Below are 18,494 nucleotides of genomic sequence, written 5' to 3'. Positions count from 1 at the left end.
TATAAGATGCGGCTTAAATCAACGTTATTGGTCTTGTTTGCAGTATCATCGTCGCCAAACGCTTTGACTTTAGAAGAGTCAGTTACGTTATCTCTCGATAGCTCCCCCAGTTTGCTTGCTCGCTATTCTCGCTATGAGTCGATGGTACGAGACCGAAATGCCATAAATGGTTCATTTCTTCCTCAGGTTAATTTGTATGCAGCAGCAGGGTACGAAGGTACTCGATATAACAACGGAAACTACATCGACAGTGAAGATAGAACATTAGAAAGAACGGAGATGGGCGTAAGAATCTCCCAACTGTTATTTGATGGATTTAAAACAAGTGCTGATGTTGATCGCCTATCTTACGAGGCTGAAGCTGAACGCTTAGGCTTATTGGCATCTGCGGACGTTTTACATGCCCGAGAGTTGATGAAACTGACAGAAAGAAACCTAAGTGAACACCAAGAGATCTACCGTTTCATTCTAGATAAAAAAGAAAAAGGTTTAACCAGCAACTCCGATTTAGCACAGGTTTCTTCGCGTGTCGCGACAACACAGTCCTCATTGATTGCCGCCCAAAACAATCTTTCCGATGCTAGAACAAGATTTGTACGTTTAGTTGGTCGAGCGCCGCAAAACTTAGTTGAGCCTGTTTACCCGCAGGAATTGCTTCCGAATAAGCTTGACGAAGCACTCAAACAAGCGGTTAGGTTGCACCCATCCATACAGTCGGCGATGAAAGATTTAGAGGCGGCTCGACATGAAGTAAAAAGAGAAAAGGGGGATTACTACCCAGAGCTCAAGCTTGAGCTGTCAGCCAACAAAACAGACAACGTGGATAATATTGAAGGCATTAACGAAGATGCAAAGGTTATGCTGACGGTCAACTACGATCTTTTTAACGGCTTTTCTACAGACTCCCGAGTGGAGTCATCTGCCTGGCGAGTAGAGGAGGCGAGGGCTATTCGAGCAAATGCAGAACTAGATGCGAATGAAGGTGTAAGGCTGGCATGGGACGCACATACATTGCTTCAACAGCAAATGGAGTTTTTAAAAGTCAACGTTGATGCGGCGAAAGTAACTGAATTAGGGTACATCCAGCAGTTCAATGTAGGGCGACGCAGTTTGTTAGATGTATTAGATGCCAAAGTTGAAACGTTTGTTGCGAGACGGAACTACACCCGAACAAAGTACGATCATTTGGTTGCCACTTACCGTTTATTCAACTCGATGGGGATTCTGACTTATGCGTTGCGAGTTGAGTATCCAGAGAACTGGAAGGAGAACAATAATGGATAAATTCGCAGTGACGAGTCTTCTAGTTTTCATGTTAGCAGGCTGTGCTGAATCACCGAATACGACGTTGACCACATACCAGTACAACGACCTTAAAGATAATGATAGTGATGGCGTGATAAACCAACGAGATAACTGCGCAGATACGCCAAAAGGTGTGGTTGTTGACAGTGAAGGCTGTGCGAATTGGGTCAACGACTCGCAGACACACCTGATCAGCTTTTTCTTTGCGATGGATGAGCATCAGGTAACGCCATCTCATGATATGCCGCTAAGCGAGTTGAAAGCACTGCTTCAGAGTAACCCAAATGCGCAAGTCATACTGATAGGAGACACAAGCCCTGAAGCGTCACTCGAATACAACAAAGCGTTGGCAAAGAAAAGGACGGCAGCTATACGAGAATTGCTAGTGAGAAACGGCATTCAAGATAATCGAATTGAAGAGCAAGAGTTTTATCAGAATACGGCATTGACGGTACAACTAAAAAAACGGGAAAGGCGCACAATTGCTGTTGTAAACACGAAAGCTGAAAGTACTGAACAAGCGTGGACTATATTTAGTTCGGACAGCGAGTTGACACCTAATTCGAAGTTGGAGCTGAATTATGAAAATTAAAGTCTTGCCTTTCCTTGCTCTAACTTCATGTTTGATTTCACCGCTGGCATTTTCTGACTCTGAGGCTCGAACATCGATTTTTGTCGAGCCAGAGATACTAGAAACGATAGAAACATTGATAGATGAGCCAAGTGTAAATGTAGCGCTTGCATCTCAGTCTGTTGGTTTTAACGACATGCTAAATGACGGAACCTCTATTGCGATCACATCTAAGAAATGGTCAGATGAAAACATCTCCCGATTTCAACGAGAAAGAGGCCACAGGCCTACACGTTTGTTTTTAATGGCAAACGCTATTGTCGTAATCAATAGTCAAAAGAGTACGGTAGATAGTGTTTCCGTTAGTGAATTGAAACGCTGTGATGCAAATACGTATGCTTTCGGGGAGATGCGTTTAAGTAACCCAGATGTGAGCTCTAATGGTTGTCAATTATCGATTCAAATGCTTGATGAAGACCGATTGAAACGGGCTTTAAGCGACGACTTGTCAGCCAAAGCTTATATGCGATACTCCGATTTTAAATACTCAGAACAGTGGTCGAGCTACAAGGCTCTCTCTGTTCATCATAACGATGACTCATGCTCTTTGAGCACAGATTGCATCTATTCTCTTCGCTATCCATTTTCCGTGGTCTATTACGTTTATATAAATAAACAATTCGACACCAATCAGAAAATCACAAAATCAAAACTATTTGAACTCCTTACAACCGACAACAATACACAACAGGTACGAAATGCTGGGTTTATTCCACTACCAAAAGCGCTTATTAAAATAAATAGAGTGAAGTTAGGCCTAGATGAGCCAGTTGTTTTAAACGGGTATAAATAAACTTCATACGCCTAACTATGTGGGCTTGAGTGAACGTACCGTCCTAGGAAGTTTTGCCTTGCTGCTCATTTATCTTTGGTTAACTTTTGGTCAATTGAGTTGGTTGTAAGTGGTTTTGTTGGTAATTTTTCTATCATTGTGGCAAGTTTACTTAAAATCACTTAAGTGAATTTAAGTTATGACACAAGAAGAAAGACTCGTAGCGCTCAGAGCGAAGCTGGATCAGCAAAATAAAGTAACGTTGTCTGAAGTTTGTGAGTACTTTGGTATCTCGCGAGATTCAGCTCGTCGAGACTTAGTTAAGTTGAGTCAGCAACCTGGGTTACAAAGAATACGAGGTGGTGTCATGCTTGCGCCGATCTCTTCCCATACCGAGGCATACGCGAGTCGACCCGTGAGTGACGTTAAACATCGACTAGCTCAAGCTGCCGCAGCGTTGTTGGATGAGCGCGACCATCTTGTTATTGATACCAGCACCATTTTGTCTCTGCTCCCACTCTATGCAGGAAAAGCGCGTTGTGGAGAAAACAAGCTCAACGTCGTTACTAACAGCATTGATGTACTGACCGCTGCTGAAACAAACGACACAATGGACGTTCATTTCTTAGGCGGACACTTTGACCCTTATGCCAGAGCAGTTTTAGGGGCGCAAGCAGAGCAGCAAATGCAGCAGTATCACGTGAACAAAGCGTTCATTGGCGTGTGTGCATTGACATCCCGAGGGCTGACAACAAATAGTTTGTTAGAAGCTACAATGAAACAAGCGATGATTGCTCAAGCTCAGCAGGTCATCGTCGTTTGTGAATCCCGAAAAATTGGTAGCGACAATTTCCACCACGTATGTGATTTGTCAAAGATCGACATCATTATTACCGATCATCCCCCTCAATCAGATTTTCAACAACTCCTCGATCACAATGATATTGAATGTATTGTTGTGTCACCGAAATAAGGAATCTTAGAATGGCTTACGATCCCGTAAAAACCGCTGTGATTGGTTACGGATATTCAGCAAAAACGTTTCATTTACCCTTCATTAAAGCGCTACCAAATTTAACGCTGAGCGCGATAAGCTCTCGTCAACAGGAGGCGGTTCAAAATGATTGGCCAGATGCCAAGTGGTTTTCTGATGCGAATACTTTACTCGATGATAGTGATGCAGAACTCGTAATCATTACTGCGCCAAATGACGTACATTACGAACTTGCAAAGCGTGCGTTGAACAATGGGAAACACGTCATCGTCGAGAAACCGTTTGTTACTCGTATAGAAGACGGTAATGAACTTATCGCCTTGGCGGAAGAGAAAGGTCTAGTGCTGAGCGTTTTTCACAATAGACGTTGGGATGGAGATTTTCTCACGGTTAAATCTCTTATCGAACAAGGTAAGTTAGGTGATATAAAGCTGTTTGAGTCACACTTTGACCGTTACCGCCCTGAAGTTCGTCAACGATGGCGAGAGCTAGCTCAAGATGGTGGTGGTATTCTATTCGACCTTGCTCCTCATCTTCTCGATCAAGCATTGGTGTTGTTTGGCTTGCCAGATGCGATAGACGCACAATGTCGAATGATGCGTCCGGGCGCGACGACGATTGATTATTACAACTTGATACTTCATTACCCTGAGCATATTGTGCACTTGCATTCAAACTTGTATAGCCCAGAGCCGAATCTCCGATACAAAGTATTGGGTACGGAAGCTAAATATGAAAAGTTCGGATTAGATCCTCAAGAGGGCTACTTAAAAGAAGGCCGTTTGCCGGAAAACGATGCTTGGTCGGAAGAAGATGAGGCGTTATACGGAGTCCGTTACGACGAAGACGGTGCGCAAACTATCAAAACGGAGAGAGGCGCGTACCAAGCTTACTTTGTTGGTGTGGCAGACGCCATTCGTTTGGGCACTGATAACCCGGTCCCTGCCGCTCAAGCAGTACAGAATATCGCTCTGATTGAGATGGCATTGGAAAGCAGTAAAACGGGTAAAACGATTCAGGTGAAACCATGAGTTTGACGCTTGAACTCGTGGCCCGGCAAGAGCATGAACTTCAGTTGGCGGAATTTAATCATCATATTGCGTGGTCTATCGGCCTCGCTCTAAAAGAAGAGGCTGAAGCTCGCGGCGCGGCTGTTGCTATTGAGGTTTACGGCTTTGGACAAACGCTATTTCAATACGCGATGGCAGGAACCTGTGCTGATCATTTAGATTGGGTCCGTAGGAAGCGAAACTCAGTATTAAGGTATGGCCACAGCTCTTACTATCTTTCTCTGTACAACAAGCAAAAGCAACGTGATTTCGAAAATCAGCCTCATCTCGATGCTCGTGAGTACTGTGCTCATGGTGGCGCGTTCCCAATTCGGCTTTCTGGGTCTGGTTTGGTTGGGGTTGTGACGGTATCGGGTTTACCGCAGTTAGATGATCATCAGCTAGTTGTGGATATATTAAAAACGATGACAGAGACAAAACCCTCTTAAACGCCAAATATGAAAGTAGCACGGTTCTTTATCGTGCTACTGAATTCTCTTTTTAGCTCATAAAGTGTTCTTTAATGTGAGCAAATATTAACATTGATCCCAACTTACTACCTGAAAATCAAATCAATTTCATATAACCTATACGCTCATTTATACAGAAAGCCTTCAAAGTTGGCCATTGGCAATGTCTTTTAGAAGAAAAGAAAAACTCAATCTTAGAAATCTTATTGTCACCCTATGTGTGTTCAGTGTGCTTGTCACTTTGATCAACGCATTCTACTCGATTTATCGTGTTCAAAGGGATCTCATCATCAATAACACGTTAGAATCAAACCGTGTTTACGCCCAAAAAATGTCTGAAATGACAGACTCTTTCATAGAAAGCTCAATGTCGCAGCTAAAATACAGTGCGAACGTGCTAAAAGACAAGATGCATGACGCTCAGCTTCTTGATAAAGAGGCTGAGAGATTAAGAACGCAAACCAAATCATTTAACTCTGTGGTTGTCGTTAATGCAAAAGGGGTTATTATTTCTGTATCCCCTGAAACACTTCAGGTGAAAGGTGTAAGGTTAGTGGGTGAAAGAAAACGCCAGTCTTTAAACGCTCAAGCACCGGTTGTTACTGAACCATTTATATCGCCAGCTGGAAATTACTTGTTAACCATCTCATACCCTATATTTTCACAATCTAATGAATATTTAGGTTATATCGGCGGCACTATTTATCTAGAAAAAGAAAATATTCTTGCAGAGTTACTCAGCCAGCACGCATACAAAGATGGTTCTTTCCTTTACGTTGTCGATGAGAGTAACACTCTGATTTATCACCCAGATCAATCGAGAGTTGGTGAAGTAATCGACGATAATGAGGCAATCAAAGCGGTGACGATGGGGCTGAGCGGTAACAAAGAAATTGTTAACTCTCGCGGCGTCGAAATGCTTGCTGGTTATGCACCAGTAAAGTCATCAGGATGGGGAATTGTTGCTCAGCGCCCGAAATCGATGACGTTATCTGTGCTAGATGAACAGATGTGGAATGTTTTCCTTAAGTCGATTCCAATTGGTTTATTAACTTTGTTGCTAATTTGGTTCTTGTCCCTTCTTATTTCTAGACCACTTTGGCAGTTAGCGGGTGCTGTGCGAGGTGTCGAAGAACATTCATCATCTATCGATGATCTCAAACTGGTTAAGTCTTGGTATTTTGAGGTCTCACATTTGAAGCTTAGTTTTCTTAAAGCATTTGGTATCGTGTCAAAAACCATTGATAAGCTGCAACTGGATACATTAACAGATTCGATGACTGGATTATTGAATCGACGTGGATTAGATAAAGTTCTTGGTTTGTTTAAGCAGGAAAATACCGCGTTCTCTGTTTTGGCGCTAGATATTGACCACTTTAAGAGCGTAAACGATAACTATGGCCATGACGTGGGTGACAACTTACTTAGAGAGTTTGCGCAGTTAATGAAAGACCAAGCTCGCTCTAATGATCACCTGTGTCGTTCTGGCGGTGAAGAGTTTATGATGTTTTTGGAAAAAACAGACGTAAACCACGCTATGGATGTTGCAGAGCGTATTAGACACAACGTGGAACAACATGACTTTCAGGTGGTTGGTAAGGTCACGGTTTCGTTGGGCGTTTCTCACTGGAAAGGCAATGACACACCAATTGAAGCGGTAATGAAAGACGCCGATAATGCACTGTATAAAGCGAAACATAATGGAAGAAATAGAACGGAGTTGGGTGACGACGCACAATAGATATTGCGCTTTATGCTGAACATAAAACGAGCCAGTGACTAATCTTTGCTGTTAATCGCTGGCGTAACCGCTACCAATTGCGCGAAACGGCAAGTTCAGCTCTAATTCTGGAATTTGTTTACCCACCCAAGCCGGAAATGTATTGCTATTTGGCCCTGGAAACAGCGTATATTCTTCAGCCCAAGGGTATTGGTTAATAACACTTTGTATTTTAGGGATAAGCTGGCGGGCCTTTTCACCTTGTATGGAGAGGATCTTTTCTGGTTTTGCACCATACCAATATCGATCTGGCGTCCCAGTTTGGTACTGATATAGAGCGGGTTGTCCGCGATTCACTCTCCAGCCGACTACTTCATACACTGTATATTCGTTCGCATTTTCAGGCTTTATTGCAAACCATGTATGAACGGCAAACCAGCCTCGCCAACCAAACGCGTCTGCGGCGTAAAACTCAATCACAGCATGCTTAACATTGGAAGGATCGGGTGCGATACCCGCAGGTTCTCTGCTAGCGGTACGCCAATCTCCTTGAGTGCATCCACCCAGCATAACCGCGATTGACATGAGCCAAATTTTTACAAGGTGAGTAAAGTTGAGAGGGTCTTTCATTTATTGCTCCTAGACCAACCGATGTTGGTAACGCTCTACTGATTTTAGCTATAAAAACGTGGCAAGCCTGATTGTTGAAATCCTCTCCTTATTAAAAGAGAGAGGGAAGTTAGTGCCATAATTCCAGTTCATACGTAATAATAAGGTAAGCCGATTTGTAACATGTGGCATAGACGATGCCGTATTTCTCGAACGATTCATCTAGTTGCGTATGAAAAAGTAAGAGGTTGTATGTATTCCTTACACGGTCACATGAATTAAAAGCATAAAAAAACAGAGATTTACAGTGGCCTTTGACTGGTTGAGTGAGTTTGGGACCCTCACATTGTCTCACATTTGCTTGTTTTGGACGGAATTTTCATCGCTCATCTTTTTGCGCGTTTAGAGTCAGCGTTCAGCTATGGCACAATAGGCGCTCACAGAACAAGTGCTGTTTGGTCATGCAAATAGCAGAAAAATAACTAGAAATAGAATAATTAATGTTTAAATCAAAAAGTATACTCGCATTAAGCATGTTCGCATTTGGCTGTTTTGCCAATCAAGATAGCGAACCAACGTCCGTTGTGCTGAACTATGGTGACTCCTCCATCAGTACTGATATTCAAGCCAATCGAAAATTTCATGTTGTCCGAGACAATGAAAGTGAGCACGTAGAATTTTCCGGCGGAATCACAAAGGAGTATTCCGATTATATTGTGAATATTCATATCATAAGAAAAAGCAATATACGCAGATCAAGCCGAGAGCTGAATACAACCGTATTGATGAACAGTGATCAGATTGGGAAGCCTTTAGTGATTGGCATTGAAAATGATGAGTTCACTAGTATCACTTTGCGTTAATGCTTAGTATTTATTGAATAGGAATGAGGAAATTGATGCTCTCAATACGCTGCTATCGCACCGAGGATGCCCCAACACTGTGGGCACTCTTTTACCATACTGTGCGAATCATTAATCGTCGCGATTATACGGAATCACAAGTTTCCGCTTGGGCACCATCAGATTTTGACCTCGATGTGTGGCAACGAAAAATGGACGATATTCAACCGTACGTCGCGGAGATAGAAGGGCAGGTCGTTGGCTATTGTGATTTGCAAGGTGACGGCTTGATTGATCATTTCTTTTGCCATCATGAATACCAAGGACAAGGTGTTGGTCGTGATTTGATGTCTTTTCTTTTTTCACAGGCGAAAGTACAGGGGATAAAACGACTGTATTCTGAAGTGAGTATTACCGCCCGACCTTTTTACGAGAAAATGGGTTTCACAGTTAAGTCTCGACAACGTGTTGAGGTTAGGGGAGAAACCTTAACTAACTTTATGATGGAAAAGTATATTTAACTTAAATAGTGAGCATTTAGTGAGCTTGAACACAGATATAAAATGTTTTCCAATGTGAAAGCGAGTTCATTGATCTCGCACCAACGTTTTGTTTGAAAACAGTGTACATAATCTTCTCTGGAACGCCATTACCGCATTTCGTCTCTGAAGGCTTAAAAAACAGTCTGAAAGTTTTGGTTTTGCGGCGGGTAATAGCGTTCCAAACGCCAAATGTGTCTGGCTAACCATCTCAGGAAGAGAAGTAGTACTATGCGCCCTTATCTCAAATACGTTGTTCCAACATTGATACCATTGCTTGTTTGGTTAATGCCTCTCTCTGCGTTCCCATTTGATGGCATTACTATCGTCCAGCAAAGAGTGATTGCAATCTTCTTGCTTGCCGCACTTTGCTGGGTATTCGAGCCAATTCCAATCTACGCCACTTCGGTTGTGATCATTGTCCTAGAGCTATTGCTTGTATCAAATAAAGGTATTGTGCTCTTTCGTTTGCAAGAGGGGCAGCCACATTTTGGTGAACTATTACAATACAACGAGATAATGGCGACCTTCGCTAGTCCGATTATTATGCTCTTCCTCGGCGGTTTCTTTTTGGCTATGGCGGCGACAAAGTACAGGTTAGATGTCAACTTAGCCCGAGTGTTACTCAAACCATTTGGACAAAAACCGAAGTTCGTTATGCTGGGGTTGATGCTGATCACCGCTGTTTTTTCCATGTTTATGTCAAACACCGCAACAACAGCGATGATGTTGTCCATTTTAACCCCTGTGATAGCGGTTTTCGGGCCTAAAGACCCAGGTCGAATTGCATTCGCCTTGTGTATTCCTGTTGCAGCCAACATTGGTGGCATTGGTACTCCAATCGGCACGCCACCGAATGCCATCGCCCTAAAATATTTGGTTGGTGACAACTTAATTACGTTTGGTGAATGGATGGTATTTGGTGTGCCATTCGTTATTGTGATGATGGCGTTAGCCTGGTTTCTGATTGGCTTTTTATATAAAGCCGAACAAACCACCATCGATCTGAACATTAAAAGCAAGTTTTTGAAAACACCCAAAGCAATAATGGTTTACGTCACCTTTGCCGGCACGATTATTCTTTGGTTGATGGGGTCTGCACATGGAATGAATTCTTACACAGTAGCATTAATTCCGGTCGCAGTGTTCTCATTGACGGGCATCATTAACAAAGAAGACTTGAAGAAAATCTCTTGGGATGTGCTTTGGTTGGTGTCAGGCGGTATTGCTCTGGGCCTTGCTCTAGATAAAACCGGGCTTGCGAAGCTGGTGGTACACAGCATTCCGTTTGATCAGTTCTCGCCATATGTTGTCTTGTTTGGTGCGGCTTTCTTGTGCTTGTTAATGGCAAACTTTATGTCGCATACAGCCACCGCAAACTTGCTGATGCCGATTATGGCTGCGCTGGGTACTTCTATGGCTTCGCTAACGCCTCTCGGCGGTGAAGTTACTCTGATCTTAGTCGTGACATTTGCTGCTTCACTCGGTATGTCGTTACCAATCAGTACGCCACCAAACGCGTTAGCTCATGCAACAGGGCATGTCGAGAGTGGCCAAATGGCTCGTATCGGTGCCGTGCTAGGCGTGATTGGCGTATTACTCAGTTTTGTGATGGTGTGGATTTTACATACTGTTGGGCATATTGGATAACCCATGTACGAAACGAAGTTAGACGCGTTAGTACAACGCTACTTTAATCACCTTGAACGCCGATTAACGGTTTTATCCGGGTCGGTGCTTATTGAGCAAGCTGGCTACAACGATCGCTTGTACTATGTGCTGTCGGGAGAACTGGCGGGGTATTACGCGGAAGATGACAAGAAACCGATTCAGGTATTTTCTGCGTCTCAAGGTGCGTTTATTGGCGTACACAGTTTCTTTTCTGGTACGTGGACTGCCTCTTCGACAGTGATTGCTCAAACCGATGTTGAATTGGCTTGGATACAGCGCGATACGCCCGCCGTGGAAGAGGCGACATACGGACCATTGACGACACAATTTATGCCTGTGATGGTTAACGAATTATCTCGTCGTCAACGGCGCGCAATGCAAGAGGCATTGGCTAAAGAAAAAGCACTACAAAAGCTTCATACCGCAGAGCAAATGACAACGTTGGGGCAGCTTGCAGCGGGTATTGGTCATGAGTTGAACAATGCGATAGGCGTTGTAAGCAGTAAATCAGAACGGCTAGAGACAGTTATCATGGAACTGCTTGAAGAAGTTCATCCGGAAGCGAGTCAATTTTTTGATTTTGGTTTAATGCAAGGGCAGAAAGTCTCTTCTAGCGAAGCGAGAAAGCGGGGGCGCCACTTCGAAAAATACTACGGTTTAACCAAGGAGGTTGCTCGTGATCTTGCACGTGCCGTTCCAAATAATTTCCTTTCGGAACATTGGCTAAAAAGACCAGAAGAAGCGATACGTTTCTGGCAAATGGGGCGAGATCTCCATGACTTACGCATCGCTTCTAAACATACCGTTGGCATTGTGCGATCCGTAAAACAATTGGGGCGCACGGATATCGACTTGGATGAAGCGATTAACATCAATGATTCAATCAATCGCGCCTTGGCTCTATTGCAAAGTGACTTAAGACGAGTGAGTGTTCGTTTTAGCCCTGCGGATTTACCTGCTTTTATTGGTTCTCAAACCGAACTCGTCCAAGTTTGGGTAAATATATTAAAGAATGCGTGCGATGCACTTGGTGAAACGGAGAAACCCGGTATCGAAATACATACTCGGGAGAGTAAGGGTAAAATTTTGGTCACGATTGCTAACAATGGACCAGAAATTGATGAAGCGACACGTAGAAAAATTTTCCGGCCAAACTTCACCACTAAAAAGGGGGGATTGTCGTTTGGTTTAGGGTTAGGTCTGTCGATTGTGAAGCGCATTATCGCCGGATATAACGGCTCTATTATAGTAAAGAGCGACAGTGAAAAAACGATTTTTAGAATCAAGTTACCAGTAGAGGGTGAACATGGAGAAGCTTAATGTAATTTGCGTTGATGACCAACGAGAGGTACTAAGCGCGGTTCTACAAGATTTAGAGCCGTTAAATCAGTGGTTGAATATCGAAGACTGCGAATCAGCAGGTGAGGCTCTAGAACTGATGGATGAATTTGATGCAGAAGGCGAGATGATCGCATTGATTATTTCCGATCATGTGATGCCAGGTAAAACGGGAGTAGAGCTGCTGACCGATGTATCAAAAGACGGTCGTTTTGGCTTTACGAGGAAAGTGCTTCTTACCGGGCAAGCGACGCACACCGATACGATTAATGCGATCAACTCCGCAGGCATTGACCGCTACTTTGAAAAACCATGGCAAGCAAGCCAATTAATAGAGTGCGTTAGAAACCTGGTGACCCAATATATCTTTGATGTGGGCTTAGATTACACTCAGTATCACGAACATTTAGATCAGAGTGTGGTGTTTGAACGCCTACGTTAATAGGGGGCATTAAGCTTTGTTTTCGTCACGGCCAGTTAGTGTCTGAAATCTATAGTGAATAGTTCAGCATGTTTAACGTGGCCGTGCGGAATATTGCTCTAGTATGCTTAACTCAACGAATAGCGGCTTGCACTGGCAACAGAAAGTGGCTTAGAGAACCAATAACCTTGCAGATAATCGACGCCCATTTCGGTAAAAAATTCACACATTTTGGCGTCTTCAATTCCCTCAATCACTACTTCAATATTATTTTCCTGGCACATAGTGATAAGAAACTTCAGATATTCTTGTGAAGAGCGGTTGGTTAGTGTTTTCCACGCCATCGACCTATCAATTTTGATTTGTGTCATCGGGAGGTCGAAGAAGCTATTTAATGAACTGTAACCCGATCCAAAGTCATCCAGAGAGAGTGCAAATCCTAGTTCCCTGAGGGTATTCAGAGGGGCAATGGCTGTCTGATTATTATCCAAAATAAACGTTTCTGTTAGTTCCAACACAATAGACTCAGGATCGACACCAACCTCATCCGCCATGGCTTTAATTCGCGCAGGGAATTCACTATTCATTAACTGAAGTACAGAAACATTCACGTTTACACGAACTTGGTTTTGGTAACGCTCACGGTAGTTTTTGATAAATTCACACGCTTTGGCAAAGACTTGATATCCGAGCTCGACAATCAAACCTTTGTTCTCTGCGACGGGGATGAATTCGTCTGGATAAATTTCGCCAAACTCTTTGCTACGCCAGCGAACCAGAGATTCGAAGCTCACTACTTTTGAGCTTTTGGCGTCAATAATTGGCTGAAACTTAACGCTTAATGTCTGTTTTTCTAATGCACTTTTTAGACCTTGTTCAATAAAGAAATAACGGTCTACGGCATGCTGAGTTTTCTCACTGTAAACCGCAACACGGTCTTTATTCTGCTCGCTTGCGTACTGACAAGTTCGTGCTGCTTTACGCAATATTTCCTCTGCTGAGTGACTTGGATCTATGCAAGGATACAAACCAATACTAATGTTACTTCCTAAGTATTGGCCCTCTTCAATCACTGCCTCGTGGTAGGTTTCCTTTAAACTTTCGGCGTAACTTTGCAGCGTTTCTACCGAGCATTCATCGTGAATCAAAATCGCAAAGTCATCATCATGTACGCGATATACAGAACTATTTGGAGAAGGTAGGTGACTGAGAGTTTGTAGCAATTTTTCCACTAACCCATCGACCAACTCGCTGCCATATTGATTTAAGTAAGATTTAATCTCTTCTATCTGAATGTAACAGATAGATGCACAAGAATCAGTGGCTCGCACACTATCTTCAATATCCAGCAAGAGATGGGCGCGATTAGCCATACCTGACGCATTGTCATGAAATGCGACTTGATGAATGTAGCTTTCCATCAGCTTGCGTTCAGAAATATCACGGTGGCTACCAACCATATAATGACCATGTTCTGTTTCTTTGGTCATGGCTACGCCTTCAATCCAGACGTACTGTCCATTGGGTTTACGCACGCGGTAGGTCGTTGTGACCCTCGTGTTGTTGGTAATGATGTGAGCATCGACCCGAGTGGAGAGTCTTTCTCGATCGAGAGGGTGAACAAGGTCTAACCATTGCTCTAAGCTGATTCGACCAGCGTTGATACCAAGCTGCTCATAAAAGCCCTTGTTATAAAATACCATGGTGCCAAACTCATCCATGTAAAAGAGGCCTTCGTTAAATACATCGAAGATATGAATGAATCGTTCTTCGACGATTTTTAGGAACTCTCGGTCACTATCTGAGACTTGTTGGTCAAATATGGTGGTCAAGATATTTCCTCCTCGAGCCTTTTAGCATCAGAGATGAGTGTTGGGGTTGATAACATAGAGTTGATCTGCTGGCGTACATTACAATCACAAAAGTGTCAGTTCAAATTGTTTGGCTATCATTTTATGCGCTACTAGGTTAATAACATACTAAGATTAGGCGGCTAATCATCGACATTTATAAAAAATAGTCAACAGTAAAAATCATTTATAAAATACAGTTATTGATGCCGTCCGCAATCTATAAATATTTATGAATAATTATCCTAAAGTTATTTTCAGTTGTGTCGGTATCAATGTGCTGTTTTCTAACGTCATTTGTATATATGTTATCTTGGATAAAACCATAATAACAAAAAGGACTTAATGAGCGCGACCGATTATTAATTGACAGGATGCTCATTAATTGTAATCAATTCAAATTTATTATCACGCCAAGTAATCAAATCTCTTATAATGCGGACGTTAATATCGAGTAAGCCTTCTTTATATGCAGTACGATCCGAAAAATTCAATCAAAATTGCGCTCGCTGATATCGGCGTTGGTATGTTTGTCACCGCGATAGAGCACAACAAGCGCGTCAATTTAGCCAATGCGGGGCGAATATCTAGCCCTGAAGGCATTAAGAAGCTTGCTACAAGTGGCGTAAAGTATGTTTGGGTAGATCAAACATTATCTTCGCAGCAGTGTGTCTTCAAGCCTGTAGATGAATCAACTGATGCCACTAAAGAGACGAGAGAGCAGAAACACTCAGATTTTAAGAGGGGTCAACGAACTTATCGTTCGAGAGACATCCAACACAAGCGAGCCAAAAAGCTGATCGCCGAAGCAAAAGATTTGGCGCAGAAACTATTGAATCAAACTTTTGAAGGAAAAATCATTGAAGTTGATGAAGTAGAAGCTTGGGCTGACGATGTCATTGAAAGTGTTTTGATTGACTCAGATGCGTTGCAGTGTGTCTCTGCACTCCGAAAAAAAGACTCTTATTTATTGGAACACTCCGTCAATGTCGCTTGTCTTTTAGTGTCATTCGGTAAGTACTTGGGCTTGGATAAGCCAACGCTAAAACAGCTTGCTGTAGGTGGCATTATTCATGATGTAGGTAAAATTAAAGTCGATGATAAGATCTTGCACAAGCCAGCGAAGCTAACGCCTGAAGAATTTGAACATATGAAGCTACATCAAGTGTTCGCAGGTGAGATTATCCTTCACGTAAAAGGACTTAGTGACGTAAGCCGTGATGTTTGTTTGATGCACCACGAGAAGTTAGATGGCAATGGTTATCCTAGAGGCTTGAAGGGGGAGGAGATTCCAATTCACGGCCGTATGAGCTGTATTGTAGATATCTACGATGCGCTAACGGCTGATCGCTGTTACAAAAAAGGCATGAGTTCTGCGGAAGCGTTTAAAATCTTGTTGAGTCTAACGCCATTTCATTTAGACGCCGACTTAGTTTACAAATTCATTAATTGCATTGGGATGTATCCCGTAGGCTCCATTGTCGAGTTGAACGATGGGCGTGTTGGTATTGTTTGGTCTTCAAATGAATCTCAAGCATTAAAGCCAGAAGTGAAATGTTTTTACTCCCGCAAGTATAAACGATACATTGATGTCACGATGGTGGACTTAAAAACGAGTGCGTACAAAATTGAAAGAGCGATAGCGCCTTCATCGTTAGAGATCGATCCTAAGCCTTTTTATGATTAAGAGAAATAGATAAGCTTATACAACAGGCTTTACATCCTTGCATGTAGATCGTATTTTATTTGCATAACTATCTATTAATTTTTTCTAAGTTATTTAGATGCAAGATGGTTATTAAGACCTCGGCTTCATGGATAGAAACCGGTCGATAAAATAGTTCTATACACAATGGGCTATAAACCTCATTTTGCTGGAAGGGATGCCAATGCAAATAGATACATGGATTTTTTACACTCTTGCCATTCTCGTGCTCACAGCTTCACCAGGGCCAAGCTCACTGTTGTGTTTAAGTAAAGGAGTGAGTAGTGGGTTTCGTATTGCTTTCATGACTGCACTTGGCAGTTTGTCTGCGATTACGATCATCCTTACGCTCTCATTTACCGGGCTGGGAGTTGTCATTGCTTCATCTGAGTTAGTTTTTAATATTATCAAATGGTGTGGTGCCGCTTATTTAATCTGGTTAGGTATTCAAGCGTTGCGCTCATCTCAGACAGATTTTAATAAAACGGCAACGACTCAAAGTTCCGCGACAGCGTTCAGCGCGTTCACTAGTGGTTTCATTGTTGGCGCTAGTAACCCCAAAGCGATAGTCTTTTTCACCGCTTTGTTTCCTCAATTCATTGAACCTTCCGCACCGCTACTGTCTCAATTCGCGATTTTCGCGTCTACATTTGTGGTTTTTGAGCTTAGCTGGCTAACATTTTATGCATTGTTAGGGGTAAAAGCCTCCGATTGGTTGTTTGTCGCTGGAAGAGCGAAGTTGTTCAATCGTTTGACTGGGGGAGTATTTATTGGTGCAGGCGTGATGTTGTCGACGGCAAACCGATAAATAAGACAGACTTCGGTACGCAGTTAGGTTTTCCCATATAGTAAGTTGGAATGCGCTAATTTAGCTTTGTCTTATTTCCAGAATGGAAATAGACGTTTTGTTTATTTTCATTAGTGGCAACAGCCAAGCAGGAGTAAAATCACGTTACTCTTTAGGGGTAGAGCTCGTATTTTGTCTTGTGGGCTTGTGGTTACTTTGTAGGAATATCTTAGATGACAAGCCTTTCTAAACTACAACAACGTTTTCTAGATATCGCGACCGACGTCCGTCTTTCTCCAAAACAGAAGTCGAGTTTTTTAGCTTTAGAGGCTGAAGCGTGCATTCCTTACATGACCGTATCTCCATCACTGAGACAAGCAATGGATGAAGGCATCATCTGCGATATGTTTGAAGGTCATGCACCGTTTAAACCTCGCTATGTGTTGCCTGATTACGCTAAATTTCTATCGCAAGGCTCAGACTATTTAGAGTTGTCTCCGGCTGATGATTTCGATGATGCGTTGAACATGCTGACCATCATTTACCATCATGTTCCTTCGGTAACGAACATTCCGGTTTACTTAGGCCAGTTAGATGATGTCTTGTTGCCTTACATAGGCGACCTAACAGAGAGCCAGATTTACAAAAAGTTAAAACATTTTTGGGTCATGCTGGATCGCACATTGCCAGATGCGTTTATGCATGTGAATGTCGGACCGACAGACAACATTATTTGTCGCACTGTTTTAAAAGTAGATGCGGAGCTCAAGCAGATCGCACCGAATCTCACCTTTATGTACGACGAGACAGTTACACCTGATGATTTACTTCGTCAAGCGACACAGAACATTTGTGAATGCAGTAAACCGCATATCGCCAATTACCCAATGCACACGAAAGCCTACAACGGCTCACGCTTTGGTATTGTAAGTTGCTACAACTCGCTTCCATTAGCAGGTGGCTCGAACACATTGGTGCGAATGAATTTAAAAGAAGTTGCAAAACGAGCATCAGACTGTAACGACTTCTTAAACAGTGCGTTGCCTTCTTACCATCGATTAATGGTCGAGCTCATAAACGCAAGAAGCACGCACTTGCATGAAAAATCGAACTTCTTTCAAGGCTTTTTGACGCAAGAAGGGTTGATAAAAGAGTCCTATTTCGCGCCAATGTATGGCGTTTACGGCATGGCCGAAGCGGTAAACCTTCTATTTGAAAAAGAAGGGCAAATAGGGCGATACGGAAAAAATGATCGAGCAAATACTTTTGCTCATGATGTTTCAGCAACACTGGCTAAACTGGTGGACTCAACCCCGGTGAAATATGGTTTAGATGGTAAAGCGCTCTTACATGCACAAGGCGGCATTAGCTTAGATCATGATGTTACGCCAGGTGTACGTCTGCCTTATGGTGCAGAGCCAGACCCTGTCACTTATGTACAAGCAACGGCGAAGCATCATCAGTATTATCGTGCGGGTATCAGCGATATTTTGACGATTGATGAAACGGTGAAATCTAACCCAGAAGCGATGTTCAATTTATGTAAAGGGGCACTAAATGCTGGTTATCGTGAGTTTACCGCGAATGTCACTTCAAATGACTTAATTCGCGTGACAGGCTACATGATCAAACTTTCAGATGTCGCGAAATATGATAAAGAAGGTTCGAGAACCAACACGACGTTTCTAGGTGCAGAAGCAGCAAAAAATACCAAAATTTTAGAACGCTCGCCACGTGTGGTGAGTCATGAAGTAACACCGACTTACACGCAGGCATAAGTTCGGTTTAGGA

General features: G+C 42.9%; 17 protein-coding genes. 15 read left to right on the top strand and 2 right to left on the bottom strand.

Translation table 11 applies throughout. The features are described from left to right. Nucleotides 1-6: 6 nt before the first annotated feature. The 7 genes from R7070_RS16005 (at nt 7) to R7070_RS15975 (ending at nt 6,962) form a co-directional block, all read left to right on the top strand. Nucleotides 7-1,284 carry a TolC family outer membrane protein gene (locus R7070_RS16005; RefSeq protein ID WP_318141247.1) on the top strand — a complete coding sequence of 426 codons (1,278 nt, stop codon included), beginning with the start codon at nt 7-9 and terminating at the stop codon, nt 1,282-1,284. Continuing rightward, entirely contained in the window at nt 1,277-1,897 is a 621-nt protein-coding gene (locus R7070_RS16000; RefSeq protein ID WP_053303115.1) for an OmpA family protein, read from the top strand. The genes R7070_RS16005 and R7070_RS16000 overlap by 8 nt, the downstream gene beginning before the upstream one ends. Continuing rightward, complete coding sequence (locus tag R7070_RS15995; RefSeq protein WP_256900587.1) at nt 1,887-2,729, top strand: phosphate ABC transporter substrate-binding protein; 843 nt, start codon at nt 1,887-1,889, stop codon at nt 2,727-2,729. Before R7070_RS16000 ends, R7070_RS15995 begins: the two co-directional genes overlap by 11 nt. Before the next feature lie 178 nt (nt 2,730-2,907). Continuing rightward, entirely contained in the window at nt 2,908-3,681 is a 774-nt protein-coding gene (locus R7070_RS15990) for a DeoR/GlpR family DNA-binding transcription regulator (RefSeq protein WP_253656898.1), read from the top strand. Between the two features lie 11 nt (nt 3,682-3,692). Then, nucleotides 3,693-4,733, top strand: a complete 1,041-nt coding sequence (locus R7070_RS15985; RefSeq protein ID WP_005377752.1) for an oxidoreductase — start codon at nt 3,693-3,695, stop codon at nt 4,731-4,733. Next, nucleotides 4,730-5,200, top strand: coding sequence for a heme-degrading domain-containing protein (locus R7070_RS15980; protein WP_005389124.1), 471 nt, complete (start codon nt 4,730-4,732; stop codon nt 5,198-5,200). The genes R7070_RS15985 and R7070_RS15980 overlap by 4 nt, the downstream gene beginning before the upstream one ends. A 184-nt stretch (nt 5,201-5,384) precedes the next feature. Further along, nucleotides 5,385-6,962 (top strand): sensor domain-containing diguanylate cyclase, encoded by a 1,578-nt coding sequence (locus R7070_RS15975; RefSeq protein ID WP_256900586.1) that lies wholly within the window; start codon nt 5,385-5,387, stop codon nt 6,960-6,962. A 51-nt stretch (nt 6,963-7,013) separates the two neighbouring features. Here the strand turns inward: R7070_RS15975 and R7070_RS15970 are convergent, their stop codons facing one another. After that, on the bottom strand, nt 7,014-7,571 hold the full coding sequence (locus R7070_RS15970; protein ID WP_064353879.1) for a DUF3750 domain-containing protein: 558 nt from the start codon (nt 7,569-7,571) through the stop codon (nt 7,014-7,016). A 479-nt stretch (nt 7,572-8,050) separates the two neighbouring features. Between R7070_RS15970 and R7070_RS15965 the strand changes: the two genes are divergently transcribed. The 5 genes from R7070_RS15965 (at nt 8,051) to R7070_RS15945 (ending at nt 12,382) form a co-directional block, all read left to right on the top strand. After that, nucleotides 8,051-8,413 carry a hypothetical protein gene (locus R7070_RS15965; protein WP_017634013.1) on the top strand — a complete coding sequence of 121 codons (363 nt, stop codon included), beginning with the start codon at nt 8,051-8,053 and terminating at the stop codon, nt 8,411-8,413. A gap of 35 nt (nt 8,414-8,448) precedes the next feature. Further along, nucleotides 8,449-8,913: a GNAT family N-acetyltransferase gene (locus R7070_RS15960; RefSeq protein ID WP_017820619.1), complete on the top strand. Its 465-nt coding sequence runs from the start codon at nt 8,449-8,451 to the stop codon at nt 8,911-8,913. 249 nt (nt 8,914-9,162) lie between these two features. Then, nucleotides 9,163-10,581, top strand: coding sequence for an SLC13 family permease (locus R7070_RS15955; RefSeq protein ID WP_017634015.1), 1,419 nt, complete (start codon nt 9,163-9,165; stop codon nt 10,579-10,581). Between the two features lie 3 nt (nt 10,582-10,584). Beyond that, nucleotides 10,585-11,922 (top strand): ATP-binding protein, encoded by a 1,338-nt coding sequence (locus R7070_RS15950; RefSeq protein WP_256900585.1) that lies wholly within the window; start codon nt 10,585-10,587, stop codon nt 11,920-11,922. Then, the gene (locus R7070_RS15945) at nt 11,909-12,382 is read left to right on the top strand and encodes a response regulator (RefSeq protein ID WP_053303110.1); all 474 of its coding nucleotides are present in this window, start codon (nt 11,909-11,911) and stop codon (nt 12,380-12,382) included. Before R7070_RS15950 ends, R7070_RS15945 begins: the two co-directional genes overlap by 14 nt. A gap of 107 nt (nt 12,383-12,489) precedes the next feature. Here R7070_RS15945 and R7070_RS15940 read toward each other — a convergent pair whose 3' ends face one another. Then, the gene (locus R7070_RS15940; protein WP_005377743.1) at nt 12,490-14,193 is read right to left on the bottom strand and encodes a putative bifunctional diguanylate cyclase/phosphodiesterase; all 1,704 of its coding nucleotides are present in this window, start codon (nt 14,191-14,193) and stop codon (nt 12,490-12,492) included. A gap of 487 nt (nt 14,194-14,680) precedes the next feature. Between R7070_RS15940 and R7070_RS15935 the strand changes: the two genes are divergently transcribed. The 3 genes from R7070_RS15935 to R7070_RS15925 all read left to right on the top strand — a co-directional run bounded on the left by R7070_RS15935 (nt 14,681) and on the right by R7070_RS15925 (nt 18,481). Next, the gene (locus R7070_RS15935) at nt 14,681-15,898 is read left to right on the top strand and encodes an HD-GYP domain-containing protein (RefSeq protein WP_025766705.1); all 1,218 of its coding nucleotides are present in this window, start codon (nt 14,681-14,683) and stop codon (nt 15,896-15,898) included. A 202-nt stretch (nt 15,899-16,100) separates the two neighbouring features. After that, nucleotides 16,101-16,724 (top strand): LysE family translocator, encoded by a 624-nt coding sequence (locus R7070_RS15930; protein ID WP_017634019.1) that lies wholly within the window; start codon nt 16,101-16,103, stop codon nt 16,722-16,724. Between the two features lie 212 nt (nt 16,725-16,936). Then, nucleotides 16,937-18,481 carry a YjjI family glycine radical enzyme gene (locus R7070_RS15925; RefSeq protein WP_256900584.1) on the top strand — a complete coding sequence of 515 codons (1,545 nt, stop codon included), beginning with the start codon at nt 16,937-16,939 and terminating at the stop codon, nt 18,479-18,481. Nucleotides 18,482-18,494 lie beyond the last annotated feature (13 nt).

Origin of the sequence: Vibrio sp. 1557 (assembly GCF_033340175.1) — a bacterium.
In the GTDB taxonomy this organism is placed as follows: domain Bacteria; phylum Pseudomonadota; class Gammaproteobacteria; order Enterobacterales; family Vibrionaceae; genus Vibrio; species Vibrio alginolyticus.
Note: the sequence above shows the minus strand (reverse complement) of the source record. Positions and strands in the feature narration are given on the sequence as shown.